The sequence below is a fragment of the Vibrio gangliei genome (assembly GCF_026001925.1).
Lineage (GTDB): Bacteria > Pseudomonadota > Gammaproteobacteria > Enterobacterales > Vibrionaceae > Vibrio > Vibrio gangliei.
In genome coordinates, this window is record NZ_AP021870.1 from 296,190 (window position 1) to 316,203 (window position 20,014).

Below are 20,014 nucleotides of genomic sequence, written 5' to 3' on the forward strand. Positions count from 1 at the left end.
TTCATTATGCCTGACCTTCATTGACATTATTAATTTGCTCAGTAACAAAGCCTTGGAAGCCGCCAAGTTCGAGCTCGATCAGTTTATTCTTTTGTTCCATGGTTTCGACACGTGTCGCAATCGTGGTGATATTTAAGTTGGCTGCCGTTCGGGCAATTGAAAAAACCACATCGGCCTTTTCGTTTTCGTCAATTTGCGAGGTGTACGCAAAATCCAACTTAACATAAGCTGGGCGGTAAGCATTGAGATAGCCAATAGAACCGAAGTTATGACCAAAGTTATCAATACCAAATTGGTAATTTTGTGCAGAGATAATGTTGCATAACAGTTTTGTGTTATCGGGTTGTTTAATGAAACAGATCTCTGGGATTTCAAACAATATTTTGCTTGCGCACTCTGGATGAGTCTCCATTTGTTGACCTAGCCAACGCATAAAGCCAGTATCATTGACGCTGCTTTGAGTTAAGTTAACCGCGATAGGGTATTGGGGATTGTATTTTTTGATTTGCTCAAATACTTGCTCAATAATGTGCATATCGAATTTTTGCCCTTTATCTAGGCTTTCTAGTGCATTCAAGAATTTGCCAGCAGAGTAACGAGTGTCACCTTTTTGAATGGCAGCAAACACTTCTTGGTGCATCATTTGGTTATTGCGATCGATAGCTTTTTGATAGCTGAAGGTAAATTGTCTATTCGCAATGGCTTCATCGACTACCGTTTTCCATTGCTGCTTACCAAAACTTGGCTGGCCTTCATTACCTTGTGCAGGGACAAAGTACATAGTCTCCGTACGGTTGGCAAGAGCTTGAACTAAACCATTGTCGGCACGAGTTAGAAGGGCAGAAATACTGTCGTTTTCTTGTTTCATGACTAGAGCGACAGCGGCTTGTAGTGGGGCGATGCCTAATGGATCGTTTTGTAACGTTGTTGCTATTGTGAGCATTGAACGTCCAATTTCCATCATATCTTCGTCGGAAGTATTAGGAGCAAGAAGCATAAACTCAGAGCGATTAAGGCGCGCAATGTTAAATTCATCTGATGAGATTTCCATTAACATAGTTGCAAATGAACGAGTTAATTCGTCGCCTTCTTCATAACCTTGCTTTTCATACACATCTTCCAGTAAATCCACATGCAGTAACGCAATACCCCCGGACGAAGAACCGTTAATCCAAGGTTTTAGCTGAGTCATGATGTAATTGCGGTTTGCAAGACCGGATATTGGATCTTGATATGCACGTACACGCAGTTTGTTTGCTTCTTCCGATTGCTGTTCGAAGTGAGCGCGTAGCTGAGTTGTCATTTGGTTAAATGCCAAGACCACGTCTGTTATCTCTTGATATTTAGGAATTTCAAGCACTTCATCGAACTGGTTATTCGCTAAGTTTTGAGCGCTTTTGCGTACTAACTCTAAAGGGTGAAGTATTTTACGGAAAATGAGAGAAAGAGCAGCAATAAGTAGGACACCACAGAACAACAAAGATAATGCAATAGATCTCGTGCTTTGCCATAGCTTTTCGTTAGCATAGCTTGGGTAGTTCACGACTTTTAAGTTAGCTAATGGTTGCCAATTTGAACTGATTTGAACCGTTTTCTGTGCGGACTCTATATTCGCAAGTGCAATAAACCATGTTGGGGCAAGCGTTGGGCTATTATCGAAACTAATTTCAATGCTCTCACTGCTTAAAATTGATGTGAGTCGAGCACTCGTGAATTTATTCTTGCCAAACAAATCTTTAATCAGTGACTGCGCACCTTTGATGTCGCCCTCTTTTAGATAAGGCTTTAGTGCGTAAGTTGCCGCATCGACAGAGCTATTAAACTCTACGGTTTGTTGCTCAATTAGGTCAATGCGGTTTGTATGGAATTCTATAGCAAATAAAACTATAGAGATGGCGATAAAAATCCCCATACTCCAAGTTAATAGCTGTTTATACAATGTCATATCGATTCTCGTTATATCTCAATATTCTTGTTGTCTGGCTGAAAGCAAGGGGAGGGGCCTAGGGCATCTATCTCTGTTAACCTCTGTTCAACCTTAAAATATTCGCGTTTATTGTTCTCTAAGTGCCGAATTCGTGGCTTTTAGTACCGGCTTTAATAGATAGCTCATTACCGTTCGCTTACCTGTGATGATGTCTGCTGACGCCGTCATTCCCGGAATAATCGGCAGCAAAGTGCCATCAGGCCCTTTCAGGTGGCTTTCATCGGTACGTATTTTGACTTGATAGAAGCTATTACCTTCGTCATCTTGGATCGTATCGGCACTGATGGTTTCCACTGTGCCTTCGAGTCCGCCATAGGATGAGAAGTTATAGGCTGTAAATTTGATCAGAGCAGGTAACCCTGGATGTAAAAAGCCGATGTCTTGTGGGGCAATCTTAGCTTCAACCAGTAACGTATCTTCAGTCGGGACGATTTCAATCAGATCCATGCCTGGTTGAATAACCCCGCCAATGGTATTGATGTAGATTTTTTGAATCGTGCCGTTCACTGGGGAAGTCACTACCGTGCGGTTAACTTTATCTTGTAAACCAATTTGAGATTCACTTTGGCTAGATAATTGAGCGCTTATTTTATTTAACTCATTTTGATTATCGCTGCGGTATTTCAATGCAATATCTAAATATTTAAAGATAGCTTCATCGACAGCCGCTTCGGCAACCGGAATTTGCATTTTGGTTGACGTTAAGTCTCTTCGTGTATCAATTAATTGACGACGAAGTTTAAGAATTTCGATTTCCGGCACCACGCCGTCTTTCGCTAGTGGTGCTGTCATTTGATATTCGTGATTCGCGACATTATAGCTACTTTGTAAATTACTATAACGAGAACGATTCTCGTCTAACTCACGTTGCTTTTGAGTGACCTGCTGTTTAGCCACTAATAATTGGTTTTCTAAATTTGAAATGTTTCCGTGATATTCGTTTAATTGACGAGCAACAAGACGAGGTTTTTCTTGTTTAAACTTCTCATCAAATTCAGGTTGTAGAGCTTCATTGATAACAACACTATTTTCCCAATCTGTAGATCGTTTAGCTTTAGACTTATCAATGTTCACTGTATCAAGCTGCGTTCTTAAACGAAGTTGAGCGGCTTGCATATTAGCAATATCAGATGCTTTTCCTTGATAGTCAGAACGAGCTTGAGTGTCATCGATTAAAAGAAGTTTTTGGCCTTTCTTAACGGGCTGACCCTCACGGACAAGTACTTGTTTAACGATACCACCTTCAAGGTTTTGAACCACTTGCATTTGTGAAGAAGGGATAACTGTACCTGAACCACTGGTGACTTTATCGAGTTCAGTCAGCGATGCCCAAATTATAGCAATAATGAAAAATGCCACGATTGCCCACAACATGATCCGTGTTGTGTAGGTGGTATTGAGCATCAATGCTGATGATTTGTCATCGACAAAATCAAGTTGTTCAGAGGTGAGTTTATTTTTCATGGGTCTACCAAGAGCGAACATGAGTTGTTAGCTATTTATATAAAATAAGTAAAAATAATTAAGCAATTAATCGGTCTGTATTATGGTTTTTATTTAACCATTTATGTTGCATATTTATTATCAATAAGTGATGCGGATTATATAATATAATCTTTTGTGGTTACATAAATAAATTTCATGTAATCAGATGATGGTTGTATATCCTTTTAAACCTTTTCTTACTTATTATGTAATTTATTTCTTATTTTTATTAATGCACATCTAGATATTCAATGGAGCTATGTTGGTGGGATATTAATTGAACGTTTTATTTTCGAGTGGTATTATTTTAAATCCATTTAATTTTTCTTGTGACAGAATTGCTATCATTTCTTTAACATTTTAATTAATTGGGTTGGCTAAGAAACCTACAGCTTTGTTTGAGTTTAATAATTATAAAAATGTTAATTCTTAAATTTCAATTAACAAAATTTTGAATTAACTATTTACTAAAAGATTGAGTTACCTATGGAAAATAATATTCCTTCTTCAAATACTACTCACGTAAGCGTGGAAAGTGGTTCAGTTTTTGTCATTAAAGCGGGTCAAGGCGCTGTTTTAATTACTGGGAATTATCAGCTTAAACCCGATGAAGTTCTTTTAGTGACGCCTGGCGCTAATGCGACGGTTTCGGGCCAGGGTCAACAACTCCATATTCAGGATACTCAATCAACGGTTTCAATCGTACCTAATGTCACTGGGCCGATAGCGACAGTGATTGGGCCAGAAGTTCAAATCAATCCAGTCAATGCCGCCAATGCGAATTTTTCTGAGTCCGATATCGCGGATATTCAACGCTCTGTTGTTAATCAACAAGATCCTACGCTCGATATTGCCAACCCTGGGCATCCAGTTTCTGATGACACTCAATCTGGTCAACATAGTGACATTGCCACAATTCAACACAGCATTTTAGCCGGACAAGATCCGAGTAAAGTGACCGAAGCGCCAGCCGCGGGTGAGACGGCAGGTCCAACCGCGAATAATTCTTTTGTCACGGTGGAATATGATCATGATGCTGTCTTAACGGAAGCAGGATTCACAACTTATGGCTTTGAACGTGATTATCACCATGAAGATGATGAACGTGCATTAGTGCTAGCAAAGGGTGGCGAATCATTAAATGTCGATGTGACGGAAGGTGACTTAGACAGCGGAGTGGGTTACCCAACACAAAGTACTTCTTCTGTTGTGGTAGCAAAAGGTACTTATGCACTGGATCCTGATTCTTTTTATATTCCACAAGACAGTGTCGATCCCTTATTAGACGAGTTAAATTCAGAAATCACCTCAGGTGGCGAACCTGTCCAATTTAGTTATGACCCTGAAACGAATACGTTTGTTGGGATGCAAGATGGTGAACAAGTCATGTCGATTGATGTGGACTTTACCGCGCTTCCTAATGGCGATATGACAGTTACGGTGACGACAACCATTAATCAACCCGTCGATCATATTTCTGGTGACAATAGTGGCATGGTTACCGATATGGGGGATGACATTCATATCGATTTCCCTATATCTGGATCTGATATTGGTGGTAATGAAATTAAAGAGCCGATTGATATTGGTGTGGATATTCATGATGGTGCTAATGAAGAATTTGGCACGGATCCAGGTGTTACTGTTAATGAAAGCGATGACCTAGATACGGTTGTGGATGGGCAAGTTCCACTCGATTTAGGTAGTGATGAAATTGCCACCATTGTTTTTGATCCCAATCAGCCAAGTTTAGATGGACTGACCAGCAATGGTGAGCCAACGGATTATACCGTCGATGGAAACACATTAACGGTAACTGATGTAAATGGAGAGCCAGTTTTAACGGTCATTGTACAAACTGATGGTTCTTATACCGTTGAAGTAACAGGTCCGCTTGATCAAGACGCCTATGATATTACTAACCTAGATTTAGGTATTACCGCGACAGATGATGATGGTGACCAAGCGAGCGGTAGCATTATTATCAATATTGAAGATGGTACTAATGCCGATGATGTGAGTGACGCTGTCACTATCACCGAGGGTGATTTAGAAAACCCAGCCGAAGGTAATGGCTACCCTGTGCACGGCTCAAGTTCAGTCACAGTTGCCTCTCCGGATGACAACATTGACCCAACGACTTTGCGTTTGAGTGATGAGGGCAAAGCGCAGCTACTGACTGAGATGTCCGACATCACCACGCACAATGGTGAGCCGGTTGAATTTGCATACAGTGTGGATGACAACGGTGTAGTCACCATCACGGGGGTTGACGGTAATGGTCAACCGGTGCTCGACATCACCATGACCCCAACCATGAATGAAAACGGTGATGTCACCGTTGTGACGGACGTGAACCAATACCAGCCATTGGATGACATCAATGGTGAAGGCGATAGCAACGGCTTAATCACCAACAATGGCGATGTCATTTCCGTTGAATTGCCGCTTTTGATTGATGACACCGATGGTGACACCTCTAGCGTCAATATCACCGTGAATTTCGAAGATGGCCAAGATCCAAGTTTTGGTGATGATACCGGCGTTAACATCACGGAAAGCGACGACACTCAAACCGCGACAGGCTCTATCGATTTTGATCAGGGCAGTGATGCGGTAGACCAAATTGTGTTTGATGCTAGCCAGCCATCACTCGATGGCATCACCAGTAATGGTGAGGCGACCAGCTACAGCGTGGACGGCAATACGTTAAGTATGGTGGACGCTGACGGTGATCCTGTGATGGATGTGACCATCGATGCGGATGGCAACTATGAAGTGACGCAATACCAGCCAATCGATCAAAATGATGGCGATGTCACCAATATTGAACTGAATGTCTCGGGTACGGATGCCGATGGCGACACCGCCAACGGTACGATCCACATCAACATCACCGATGGTGAAAACGCCGCGGATGTAACGGATGACGTGACCATCACCGAAGGCGATTTAGAAAACCCAGCCGAAGGCAATGGCTACCCTGTGCACGGCTCAAGTTCAGTCACGGTTGCTTCTCCGGATGACAACATTGACCCAAGTACTTTGCGTTTGAGTGATGAGGGCAAAGCGCAGCTACTGACTGAGATGTCCGAAATCACCACGCACAATGGGGAACCCGTTACTTTTAGTATGGTTCCGGGTGAAGATGGTGTTGTAAAGATCACCGGTGTTGACGGTAATGGTAAACCGGTGCTCGACATCACCATGACCCCAACCATGAATGAAAACGGTGATGTCACCGTTGTGACGGACGTGAACCAATATCAGCCATTGGACGACATCAATGGTGAAGGCGATAGCAACGGCTTAATCACCAACAATGGCGATGTCATTTCCGTTGAATTGCCGCTTTTGATTGATGACACCGATGGTGACACCTCTAGCGTCAATATCACCGTGAACTTCGAAGACGGCCAAGATCCAAGTTTTGGTGATGATACCGGCGTTAACATCACGGAAAGCGACGACACTCAAACCGCGACAGGCTCTATCGATTTTGATCAGGGCAGTGATGCGGTAGACCAAATTGTGTTTGATGCTAGCCAGCCATCACTCGATGGCATCACCACTAATGGTGAGGCGACCAGTTACAGCGTGGACGGCAATACGTTAAGTATGGTGGACGCTGACGGTGATCCTGTGATGGATGTGACCATCGATGCGGATGGTAACTATGAAGTGACGCAATACCAGCCAATCGATCAAAATGATGGCGATGTCACCAATATTGAACTGAATGTCTCGGGTACGGATGCCGATGGCGACACCGCCAACGGTACGATCCACATCAACATCACCGATGGTGAAAACGCCGCGGATGTAACGGATGACGTGACCATCACCGAAGGCGATTTAGAAAACCCAGCCGAAGGCAATGGCTACCCTGTGCACGGCTCAAGTTCAGTCACGGTTGCTTCTCCGGATGACAACATTGACCCAAGTACTTTGCGTTTGAGTGATGAAGGCAAAGCGCAGCTGCTGACTGAGATGTCCGACATCACCACCCATAATGGCGAGCCGGTTGAATTTGCATACAGTGTGGATGACAAGGGTGTAGTCACCATCACGGGGGTTGACGATAATGGTAAACCGGTGCTCGACATCACCATGACCCCAACCATGAATGAAAACGGTGATGTCACCGTTGTGACGGACGTGAACCAATATCAGCCATTGGACGACATCAATGGTGAAGGCGATAGCAACGGCTTAATCACCAACAATGGCGATGTCATTTCCGTTGAATTGCCGCTTTTGATTGATGACACCGATGGTGACACCTCTAGCGTCAATATCACCGTGAACTTCGAAGATGGCCAAGATCCAAGTTTTGGTGATGATACTGGTGCTACGCTCACTGAAAGTGATGGCACTGAGACGGCAACTGGCTCTATCGATTTTGATAATGGCAGTGATGCGGTAGATCAAATCGTGTTCGATTCAAACCAACCATCGCTTGAAGGTATTACGACCAATGGTGAAGCAACGCACATCGATTTAGATTCATTGGCGGCAGATCCAAGCAAGCTAGTGTTGGTTGATTCAGCAGGAGAGCCGGTCATGGACGTCACCATCGATGCCGACGGCAACTACGTGGTGAATCAATACCAGCCAATCGATCAAGACGAGAGCGGCACAACTAACATCGAACTGAACGTATCGGGCACGGATGCCGATGGCGACACCGCTAACGGTACGATTCATATCAACATAGAAGATGCTGAAGCCAATGATACCTCTGATATCGTCGATATTACCGAGGGTGACTTAGAAGACGGTTCTGGCTACCCAGTAAGCGGCACTGACAGTGTATTAGTCGATTCTTCAAGTGATGATTTAAAACCAGAAACGTTACATGTTGATCCTGCGGCTTTAGCTGGGCTTGAGTCTGATCTCGATAGCTTAACCAGTAATGGCCAAGCAATTGATTTTGAAATCGTTCAAAACCCCGACGGTTCTATCGAAATCACAGGTAACTTGGCCGATGGTGACAACATTTTGACCATGACCATGACGCCTACCTTAGATGCTGACGGTAATGTCTCTGTTACAACAGAAGTGACTCAAAACGGTCCTCTTGATCATTTAGACAGCTCTAGCGATTACATTACCGTTAATGGCGATCAAATCAGTATTGATGTGCCACTGGTGATGGAAGATAACGATGGTACAGAAAGCCATATCGATATCACAGTTAACATTGAAGATGGTCAAAACCCATCCTTTGGTACAGATACAGGTGCAACCTTAACTGAAGGGGATGATGGTGTTGATACCGCATCGGGTGATATTCATGTCGATACCGGTAGTGATGAAGTCGTTGATGTTCGTTTCTCACAAGACCAATCTCAATTCGATGGTATTACGTCTAATGGTCAAGAAACCAGTATGGTGATCAGCGAAGATGGTCATACTTTAACGATCGTTGATAGTGACAACAATCCTGTGATGGAAGTGACCATAGATGAAAATGGTCACTATGATGTGGTTCAATCACAGCCAATTGATCAAATTGATGAAGAACAAGACATTTCGGATATCAAACTTAACGTTGATGTCGAAGATGCAGATGGTGATATTGGCGAAGGTCAAATCACGATCCACGCTACGGATGGTGATAACGCGACCGGTGGTGGTGACATCAGCGTTGATTTTACGGAAGGTGATTTAACGCCAGATGCAGGTGATAACGATGAATACGGGCAAACTCATTCGAGCGATAAAGTTCATGTGGAGCCAGGTGTTGATGATCTAGACCCATCGACAGTACAAGTTGATCCTAAAGTGATGGACGATTTGATTGCTGAATTAAACAATGAAATTACCACGGCAGGTGGCGCACCCGTTACGTTTGATTTCAACCAAGACACTGGTGTATTGCAGGGGGTTGATGCTGATGGCAATCCAGTATTGGATATCAGTTTAATCGCTGAACCCACCGCCGATGGTGGCGTTGATATTTCTGTTGATATGACGCAATACCAACCTATTGACCATGTCGATGGTGATACGGATGGCTTTGTTCAATCACAAGGCGACTCAATTACTATTCAAGTTCCGATTCAAATTCAAGATACCGATGGGGATTATCTTGATGAGTCCATCGATTTTAATGCCGTCATCCATGATGGTGAGAATCCAGAAATCATTAGCGCCGATGCGATTACCGTGGATGAAAGCCAAATTGATGGTAATGATAATAATCATCAAGGTTCTAATGCCGCGGGTGATGGACAAACCGCGACGGGTTCTATTAGCACGGATTCAGGTAGTGATGGCTTTACGTACTTTGTGGTTGATGTGGACGCATTCAATGAACAAAACCACATAACTTCACAAGGTGAAGAGGTCACGTTAATTGATAATGGTGATGGTACTTTCTCTGGAATGACCGAATCTGGCAATGAAGTATTTAATATCACTTTTTCTGAAGATGGTACTTATACCTTCAGTGTAACGGGTGCATTGGATGATCCATTGGACGTGAACAATGGTGAATATATTACGGTGACCATTCCCATTTACGGTATTGATGATGATGGTGATGTCAGTAACACCATTAATGCAGAAGTCACGATTAAAGATGATGTTCCTACCGCTACCGATCTTAATGAGGCCGTAGCAGAAGATGCAGGGCTGACCTACCTTGGTGATGTGTTAAGCGATGCTGGTGAAGGTGCCGATGGTGCGACCGTCACCGCGATTGTGATCAATGGTGAAGTCATTGACCTGGATTCTTTACCTACCGCGACAGGTCCGGATGGTAATGAATATCATGTTTACGAAATACAAGACGAAGACGATGGTAATCAAGATCTTGGTACCTTGTATGTGTCTGAAAACGGTGATGTGTATTTCGAGCCAACACCTGAACTTGTTCATAGTGGCAGTGACTTGAAAGAAGGCATCCAGTTTATTGTAACGGATAGTGATGGGGATACTGACACCGCTAATGTGAACATAGTGGTAACAGACCAAGGGCCAACCATGGAAGTCAGTGGTGGTACTGGTCAAGAAGAAGATGGTCGTCACTCCACCGATCCAAACGACAATATTGATGATAATACTCGAGAAGGTATTGAAATTAACATGGCCATCAATGTCGGTGATATTGATGAACATGAAAGAATGGGTGAGGTGACCATTACCCCGCAAGGTGATGCTCATGGTGTGTTTGAATTTAATGGTGAACCGATTACACCCAATGAAGATGGCTCGATTACCATTCCGAATGAAGCATTTGTGTCAGTAGATAACGGTGATGGAACATTAAGTTATGAATTAACTGGCGTCACTTTTGTACCAGATGAAGACTTCTCGACAGTGGATGGTGATTTAACATTCGATGTTAAAGCCGAAGCCATAGATGAGGATGCGCGTGAAGAAGTTGCCACTGGCTCTTTCAACATAACGGTAGAAGGTATTGCAGATACACCAACGTGGAACATGGATAACACGCAGACGCATTACACCGTTGATGAAGACTCAGACAACGTAGCGATCAAAGTGGATGTCGATTTGAACGATACCGATGGTTCTGAAAGTTTGGTGTACCACGTTAAAATTACGGAAGGTGAAGGCGAGCTTGTTCATATCGATGGCATGACGGGCCCAGATGAAAATGGTTATTACACCATTCCTGCTGACAGTATCGATCAGCTGGCGGTTGATCCTGCAGATAACTACTCTGGTGATATCAAACTCGATGTTTACGCCACCAGTGAAGAAAATGGTGATGTGGTTGCAGGACATGAAACGGCGGATTCTGAACACCAAGAGATAGTCATCAACGTGATACCCGATGCCGACTCAGTAGATCTAAATACATCAAACAACATTAAAGTGGATGAAGATACTGCGATTCATTTGGCTGATATTGTGAAGGTTAATGAATCTGTCGACCAAGATGGCTCTGAAACTTACTTTGTACGTATTTCTGATTTACCTGAAGGGGCAGAAGTCATTGTCAATGGCGAAGTGATCTCTCCAGATGAAAATGGCTTCTATGTTATTCCACTAGAAGATTTGGACAATACTGACATCATGCCGCCACCACAAAGTAATGTGGACTTTACCTTCACTGTCGATGGCATGGTGGTGGATGATGCTTCCATTACCGATGAAAATGGCAATCCAATCCCAGTCGAAGATAGCGATATTTTTGGCAGTACAACCATCAATGTCGATATGAAAGGTGTTGCTGATGACCCTACTATCGTTAATGACAGTGATGATTGGGAAGTGTCGGAAGATGGAAAAACCATTACCACGACTGTCAATGAGGACGGTACCGCTACCATAGATTTCAGCTTTGTTTCTGGGGAATACTCAGAAAACAACGTCGATGGCGCCGTTTCACCTGATAGTGACCATTCCGAGCGCATTAGTTTTGCCGCTGGCGATTTACCGGAAGGTGTGACGTTCACCGATGCAGATGGAAATCCACTCGAACCAACATTGGTATCGACAAATCCAGACGTTTACCAACTAAAATTAGACAACTTAACAGGGTTACAAATTCATACGGCAGATAACAGTTCTACCGACTTTGATTTCCCTGTTCGTATTGTTGTGACCGAGGATGACGGTAGCTCGAAATCATTTGATTACACTATTCATGTCAATGTTAACCCAGAAGTGGATGGAATTGGTGTTGATGAAAATGGCGATCTTGCTGGCTATCACATGGATTCAAGTGGTCTTGAAGATGGTTTAATCAAGCTGAATTGGGATCCAACGTCACAATTGGTAGATGATAGTGAGAAAGTTGTGGGCTTAACCATTAATGGTTTTGAGCCAGGCTACTCCATTGTGATTGATGGTGAAGTTATTGAACCCGATGAAAATGGGTCGATCACACTAACGGATGAGCAACTTGCAGCGGCACAAGCGGATGGTATCTATCTCCAAATGCCAGAGGATGTGGATACTGATATTCATCTAACCACGGACGTAACCATTGCGGACCAAGAAGCTGATGATCCAGAAGCGGCTACGGCGGTTATTCATGGTGACTTAGATGTCGACGTCACTTCTGTCGTAGAAGAAGATGGTCACGTTGAAATCGATGATGCAGATGGTAATAAAATTACGGATACCGACGGTGACGGTGATAGCGATCTGTATGAAAGCCAAGATCCGAATGACTCATGGTCAAACCAAATCCAATTAACCACTAATGGTGAATTGAATGGTGCTGATAGCATTAACTGGATTAATGATGACCAATCCAGTGATGAAGTGATCACCAAAGTCATTATCACTTTTGACCCGGATAGCATTACTGATGCGGATGGGAATCCAATTGATATGGATATCTCAGGGTTCATTATTCCTGGTGCAATTAATAACGGTGATGGCACATTTACTATTACTGCAGATCAGATGGATAACATCACGATACAAGCACCACGTGGATTTGATGGCAGTGTTGACATCAAAGTGACCGTTGAAGTTCAAGACCAAGGTGATGGCACTGAAGGGGATGTGAGTGAAACCGTCACCAACGATGTTGATCTCACACTTCATTTTACCGACGATCATGATGGTGGAAATGGTAACTATGTTGAACCTAAAGCTGGTGATCTAACGACCGATGATACAACCGTGACAGCGGATGAAGATACGTCGATTAATCTAGGTGATGCGATCTCTGAAGGTGTTCATATCAGTACGGCTGATAATGATGGCGATGGTCTTGGTGATCAAAGTAACGATACCGTTTCGATTGTCATAAACGAAGAAGATTTGCCTCCAGGTGCCACGATCAATGGCATGGTCTATAACGAATCGACGGGTGAATATGTTTATTCGGTAACGCCGGATGCAGATGGGAATATCGATCTGAGTGACATTACTATGGATCTACCGCCAGACTATGCCGGTACGATTGATATTCCTGTTAAAGTGATCGAAACCGATAACACCTCAGGTGATACCAACGAAAGCACTATGAATGTCAATGTTGATGTCAATCCGGTTGCGGATACACCTGACATTTCAATAGAGGTTAATGGTACGACTGGACTAGACCCAGATACCATGCAGCCGACCGAAGATGGCAGTGGCTCGATTGATGGTACCGGATATGAAGATGGCATCATTGAATTGAGTCTAAACGCAATGGTTGGTGATGGTAATAATGGTGGTGTTAATAATGGTGGCTTAGAAACCATCGATAATATCACTCTGACGGTTGATCCATCTCAAGGGCAATTTGTTGATGCGGACGGTAATCCAATTGGCGATACATTGACCATTGATGATATTAATGATCCGATCTATTTCCAACCAGCACCGGATTACAGCGGCCCTGTGAATATCCATGTTTCTGGTGATACTACAGATACTGCTATTGTGGATGGTCAAGAAGTTACGGATTCAGGTAGTTTTGATACTGACTTAAGCTTTGATGTTGTCGCTGTTAATGATGATGTCGATATGTCAGGTATTGACGATATCCAAGCATCTGAAGACAGTGGTATACCATTAACGGATGTTACAGGTTCATTAACCGACCTCGATGGTTCTGAACACATTGTATCGGTCAGTATCACAGGTCTACCTGATGACTTCGTTATTGAAGGTGGTGAAAATATTGGTGATGGTGTTTGGGCGCTTCCTGGTGCGGTAGACTCGGATACCACGCTTGATTTGTCTGGTTTTACCATTATTCCATCGGATTATTTCAGCGGTGATATTGAGTTAACCTTGCGTGTATACACACAAGAAGATTCACTGTCTGATCCAGTAGAAAAAGACATTCCGATCCATATCCATATCGATGGACAAGCGGATGCAGTCAATACCAATGTTGTGACCGAAGCCTCAGGTGATGAAAATGATCCTGATGGTATTGTGTTGCACTTTAATGCACATGATGTGGATGATAGTGCAAGTGTCGCGCCTTCTGATAACGTACATGAAGATGGCCCTGAGCAAGTTCAGGTAACGATTTCAAATGTGCCTGAAGGCGCAACATTTGCTTTCCCTGAAGGGGAAGACGGCACCATCACATACAATGATGATGGAACCGTTACGATTATCTCCAGCGGGTCAGACCTAGATAGCATTATTTTCTATCCAGGCGATGCTAACTCAGATAACTGGGATGGTAATTTAGAGGTTGCCATCCAAGGTAATGATCAGGGAGATACGTCAGGCCCAGTCGTGAACGAAACCATTCATGTTGATGTGAATGCGCAAAACGATGCAGCCTTAAACACCGTACCTGAAACGGTGGAAGCATCACAAGATGGTTCAACGATGATCACGGGTTTACATATTAGTGATGTCGATGCAGCGGAAGGCAAAGGTGATTTCACCGTTCAACTTCATGTTGATAATGGCAGTCTCTCTTTACCTGAAGGTACAGAGACTTCTGGTGTTACGATCAGCAGTGATGATAACGGCAACTACACCCTTGAAGGGTCGATTGATGATATCAATGCATTATTTGATGCGGGTATCATTTATACCCCTGATGAAAGTTTTAGTGGTGACGACAGCATTACTATGACAACAACGGATAATGGTGATGCCGATGGAAACGATCGTCAAACCACCGTTGATACCATTACGATTACCGATGTAGTGAGTGCTGAGCCAAGTGATGACAACACGCAAAGTACTAGTGTGCAAAGTGCGAGTCTATCGACCAACTCAGCATCGGTGAGCCCAATTCAGAGTTTACGTAGTCAAGTAACCTCGACAGTAGCTCAAGTGAATGCGGCTTCAGTCGTTCCTATGACGACTCTGTTGCTTGCTGCTGCAGTTGCTGCCAATGAGGGGGATACGCTGCAATTGACTCACTTGGGTGAGGCGCAAGTAGTCGATGCTGATAATCAACCACTCGGTGATGTTGCAGAAGATGGTACGGTCACTCTAACACCTGATCAAATCGCCATGGCTTATGTGCAGAATGTGGAAGCAGTCAGCAAAAATTTCACTGTGGTAACTCATTCGGCTGAGACAACAGAAACTCGTGAGCATCCTGTTGCGATTGAAGCATTGCAAACAGCAGGGCTTGTTCAGCAAGGTGATGTCAATCATCAAACACTAGCAAGTCATACTAATGCTGAACCTGTGCAAATTGCTGCGATGGGTGATGCTGACAACGGTCTGCAAGGTCATGATGCAGCGGAGATTTTAGCTGCGAATCCGGAAGTGGCAGAGTTTGCCGCGCAACATGCCGAATCGCTAACGGATGATTTGCACGCGATTGTTGATGAAGTGTCTACGTTAGCCGACGACAGCCATGTAGAGCCAATACTGGTTGGTCAGGAATTGGCAGCAAGTGATGAACTGTTGGATAAAGCATCAAACCTACAGCAGGACCTGCATGATGATTTGGCTCATAAAGACCAAACTGAAGCAACATCTGCTGAATTAAGTGATGTTCATGCTAACGAAGATTCTGATTTTGACATGGATGATTCAAACCCATTCGCGGATGATGATTGGCACACAGATATTGCATCAAATGCTGATGACATTGGTGACAGCCAATCAACAGAAGCCAGTGTCTTTGCAACAGATGACAGTGATGATTCGCTTTATGCAAGCGATGCCGGTCATGATAATAGTGACTTATTCGGTGAGGCGTATGATGACGATGGATTAGATTGGGATCATTTAGCAACCCATGGCTTCGATGAGGGCAGTGATACTGATGCGCTCGGTATGGAGTCGAGTGATGGTGGGTTTGCAATGCATGATGCCGACTTTGATATGTCTGAATTGCTGGATCAAGAAAATGGTCATTTAGACATGGATAAACTGCTCGGTGAAGCAGCGCCATCGTCTGCTGCAGATGTTGGTAAAGCCACAGAAGCAAGCGCTGATGACTTATCGTCAACACAACATCTTGATCAAGCGGATATATCGGGCATGGGAATGGATTTATCTGGCTTATATGACACAAGCTCAGCCGGTCATATTCTCAATGATTTGTTTGATCCAAACACGATCAAAACTCATGATGGCTAATGATGCCATTCTGCTAAATATGGTTAGTGAAGATTAAGTCGATAGCCTCATTTCTTTGGAAGTGAGGCTATTTTTTCGTTACTGCTAAAATGTCCTTCAATGAGTGAATATGAAAACAAAGATTCATCATTTAAATTTCAAAAATGTTACCTAGGTCAACCCCTCAGGCATCTCTATGTTTGGCTGGATTTGAATCCGGAATTTGCATTGTGCTAGCAAGTGAAAAGACCTAGGATGTGTGCAGCATAACAAGGTGACGTAGTGTGCTCACTGAGTAAAGGAAATAGGAAAAGAGAAATGGTTGCAGTGAAAAAACAGCAAATCGCACCTAATGGCCCTGAGTTTTCGGAGTTGGTGCAAGGTTATTGGCGCTTAGGTGACTGGGAGATGACGGCACAAGAGCGTTTAACGTTTTTGAAGCAGCATGTTGAACTAGGTATTACGACCGTTGATCACGCCGACATCTACGGTTATTACGAATGTGAACAGTTGTTTGGTGAAGGGTTAGCACTAGACAAAAGCATGCGCGACCAGATTGAAATCGTGACTAAGTGCGATATCAAATTGTGCGGCGATAAAAACCCAGATTGGAAAGTGAACCATTACAACACCAGTAAAGAGCACATTGTTAACTCGGTGAATAACTCTTTAACTCGTCTTGGTGTGGATGATATTGACGTACTTTTGATTCACCGCCCAGACGCTTTGATGGACGCTGACGAAGTCGCTGAAGCCTTTGGTGAATTGAAACAAGCCGGCAAAGTGAAGCACTTTGGTGTATCAAACTTTACGCCGCGCCAATTTGAATTATTACAATCTCGCCTAGATTCTCCATTGGTGACAAACCAAGTCGAAATCAACCCAATTAACTTTGATGTTGTACATGACGGCATGTTGGATTTGTTGCAACAATTACGTGTTAAGCCTATGGCATGGTCTTGCTTAGCTGGTGGATCGATTTTCAATGGTCAAGAAGAGCAACATGTTCGTGTGCGTGAAGAACTTGAAAGCATTCGCCAAGAAGTGGGGGCGCAAAGTATTGATCAAGTGATTTATGCTTGGGTACGTCGCTTACCGTCAAAGCCGATGCCTATCATTGGTTCAGGTAAGATTGAGCGTGTACAAGCTGCGATTGATGCACTCAGTATCGAACTGACACGCGAGCAATGGTTTAGAGTGTGGATTGCCTCTAAAGGTCACGGTGTGCCGTAGTTTTGGTTAAATAAGAACCATTAGTGACCATTGCTGATTAAGCTTATTCTTCATTTAGATATCTATGAACCTCCATTTAAATGGAGTTTTTTTATTTTACCATCTCATATTCATCACAAATATGAATGTAATAAATGTAATATCCATGCTGTCTATGGGTTGTAATGAGAGTAAAACTCATTTACATTTCGACGCAATATTTTTGATTGACCTATATATGTAAAATAAATGAAGGCTAAATCTAGGAATTATCTCATTTTTGCTACTGTTTTAATCTCTATGCAAGAGGTTTCTGTTGCGGCAAATTCAATATCAGAAACAACTGATTCAGATTCGATTACGGTTTATGGGCGTGCGCTTTCTATGTACCGCTCACAAGCTACTTCACTAGCAACAAAAACACCGACGGAAATCGATAAGACCCCTCAATCTATCCAAGTGTTACCTCAACAACTGATTGAAGACCAAGGAGCTCGGCAAGTTACAGATTTATATCGTTCAATTAGTGGTGTGAGTCAGTATTCGTATTCTGGGGTAACTTTCCGAGGCTTTCGCCAAGATCAGATACTTTATAATGGGCTAAGAGGAGACCCATTTAACGGATTTGCAATTCCTCAACTATTCAATATTGAGCAAGTCGAAGTATTAAAAGGCCCATCTTCTGCAGTCATGGGTAGCGGTGAACCAGGTGGTGTAATTAACTATGTCACTAAAAAGCCGACCTATAAACCTCAGCGTACAATTTCAATCACGGGCGGTAATCAAGACTTCATCAGTGGGAGTTTGGATTTATCCGGGCCAGTTACAGAGGATAAAAGTCAACGTTATCGCATGGCGATTTATCAAGATCATGAGAATCCTTCTCGCAACAACACCGATGTTCGAAATAGAATTATCGATCTTGGCTACGCTTGGGATTTAGGTTCTGATACAACGGTTACGACTCAATTTACCGATATTATTCAGCACTACGGTGGCGCAAGATTAAGAGGTGTACCAACCGATGATGATGGTAATTTTTTAGGGGATATTGATTGGAATTCAAACGAAGTATCTGATTATCAAGATCTTGAAGCTCAAGTGTATCAGGCACGTGTAGAGCATTACTTTAATGACTGGCTGAGTGGCGATGTCAGCCTCCGTTATTATCAAAATACGGAAACGCAAAAATATCATGAACCGAATGGATTAGTTGATACTGATGGCGATGGTATCGTGGACTGGAGCGAAAGACAGTTTCGAGATCAAACTCGTCACAGTAAAGCTGGTACTGCAAGTGTAAATTTAGTCGCGGAACTTGGTAATCATACTTTATTGCTGGGTGGTGACTATTATCGAGTCGATGAGGATTATGTTTACTATCGCTCAAATGTTGATGGGATCAGTTTAATTGAACCCAACTATGGAGCCGATACATCTGCATACTCAATGTCACTCGCGAAGCAAACAGATTCACGCTCTGAACGTTATGGTGCTTATTTGCAAGATCAGTGGGACATTACCGATTCTTGGAATCTGCTTTCTGGAATTCGAATTGATGGTTACAAAGATCACATTAGAGATCTAAAAGCAGGAGATGAGACTGAATACACCGGCTCCGGCTTATCCTATCGGTTAGGCTCTACTTATCGTATTAACCAGCAGCTTCACCCTTATCTTGTTGTGGCAACAGGCTTTGTACCGCAAGATGCTTCAGATCAAGCAACGTCTAATGGTGGGCCATTTCCCCCCGAAGAAAGCCTAATGTACGAGGCTGGTGTACGTTCATACTGGCTCAACAATTCAATCAATATGAATGTGGCGCTTTATCACATCACTAAGCAGAATATCCTTCAAACTGATCCTAATGATGATAGCCGCTCTGTTGCTTATGGGGAAGTCCGTAGTCAAGGTGTGGAAGTCGATTTATTGGCTGATATAACAGATAACTGGACGGCAAACCTTAGTTATGCCTACAACGATACCAAGGTGAAGGAAGCTTACGATGGCATTAGTGGCAGTGTCGGATCACGTTTTGCAAATGCCCCTCATCACCAACTTGGGCTTTGGACTCGCTACGATTTTCAGCAGATTAACTCTTCCATCGGCTTCGGCTCTGATTACGTAAGTAAACAATACAATCAAGATGGGCAAATAGTGAAGGCCTTTACGGTTTTTGATGCTTCTTGGCAAACTCATTGGCAGCAGTGGTTGTTTCAGGTCAATGTGAAGAATTTATTCGATAAAGAATACGCAGTGAGTGGTTTCCTTGAGCGTACGGGTTCATTCCCTGGAGAAAGAAGGCGGATTTATTTAACCGCTAGCTACGACTTTTAATTGGATTTTACATTTATTTAACAT

5 protein-coding genes are annotated in these 20,014 nt (G+C 43.3%); 3 read left to right on the forward strand and 2 right to left on the reverse strand.

Annotation, left to right across the window (positions count from 1 at the left end; genetic code table 11):
* Positions 1-4 precede the first annotated feature (4 nt).
* Positions 5-1,945, reverse strand: coding sequence for a bifunctional diguanylate cyclase/phosphodiesterase (locus Vgang_RS13300; RefSeq protein ID WP_105901332.1), 1,941 nt, complete (start codon positions 1,943-1,945; stop codon positions 5-7).
* Positions 1,946-2,053: 108 nt separating this feature from the next.
* On the reverse strand, positions 2,054-3,451 hold the full coding sequence (locus Vgang_RS13305; RefSeq protein WP_105901333.1) for an HlyD family type I secretion periplasmic adaptor subunit: 1,398 nt from the start codon (positions 3,449-3,451) through the stop codon (positions 2,054-2,056).
* 507 nt (positions 3,452-3,958) lie between these two features.
* Between Vgang_RS13305 and Vgang_RS13310 the strand changes: the two genes are divergently transcribed.
* The 3 genes from Vgang_RS13310 to Vgang_RS13320 all read left to right on the forward strand — a co-directional run bounded on the left by Vgang_RS13310 (position 3,959) and on the right by Vgang_RS13320 (position 19,990).
* On the forward strand, positions 3,959-16,462 hold the full coding sequence (locus Vgang_RS13310) for a retention module-containing protein (RefSeq protein ID WP_264923631.1): 12,504 nt from the start codon (positions 3,959-3,961) through the stop codon (positions 16,460-16,462).
* Positions 16,463-16,759: 297 nt separating this feature from the next.
* Positions 16,760-17,674: an aldo/keto reductase gene (locus Vgang_RS13315; protein ID WP_105901335.1), complete on the forward strand. Its 915-nt coding sequence runs from the start codon at positions 16,760-16,762 to the stop codon at positions 17,672-17,674.
* Between the two features lie 228 nt (positions 17,675-17,902).
* On the forward strand, positions 17,903-19,990 hold the full coding sequence (locus Vgang_RS13320) for a TonB-dependent siderophore receptor (RefSeq protein ID WP_105901336.1): 2,088 nt from the start codon (positions 17,903-17,905) through the stop codon (positions 19,988-19,990).
* Positions 19,991-20,014: the final 24 nt, after the last annotated feature.

What these genes read in the sequence shown, in the direction of transcription:
- Vgang_RS13300 (WP_105901332.1), bottom strand. Translation starts at nt 1,945, where the DNA reads ATGACATTGTATAAACAGCTATTAACTTGGAGTATGGGGATTTTTATC.
- Vgang_RS13305 (WP_105901333.1), bottom strand. Translation starts at nt 3,451, where the DNA reads ATGAAAAATAAACTCACCTCTGAACAACTTGATTTTGTCGATGACAAA.
- Vgang_RS13310 (WP_264923631.1), top strand. Translation starts at nt 3,959, where the DNA reads ATGGAAAATAATATTCCTTCTTCAAATACTACTCACGTAAGCGTGGAA.
- Vgang_RS13315 (WP_105901335.1), top strand. Translation starts at nt 16,760, where the DNA reads ATGGTTGCAGTGAAAAAACAGCAAATCGCACCTAATGGCCCTGAGTTT.
- Vgang_RS13320 (WP_105901336.1), top strand. Translation starts at nt 17,903, where the DNA reads ATGAAGGCTAAATCTAGGAATTATCTCATTTTTGCTACTGTTTTAATC.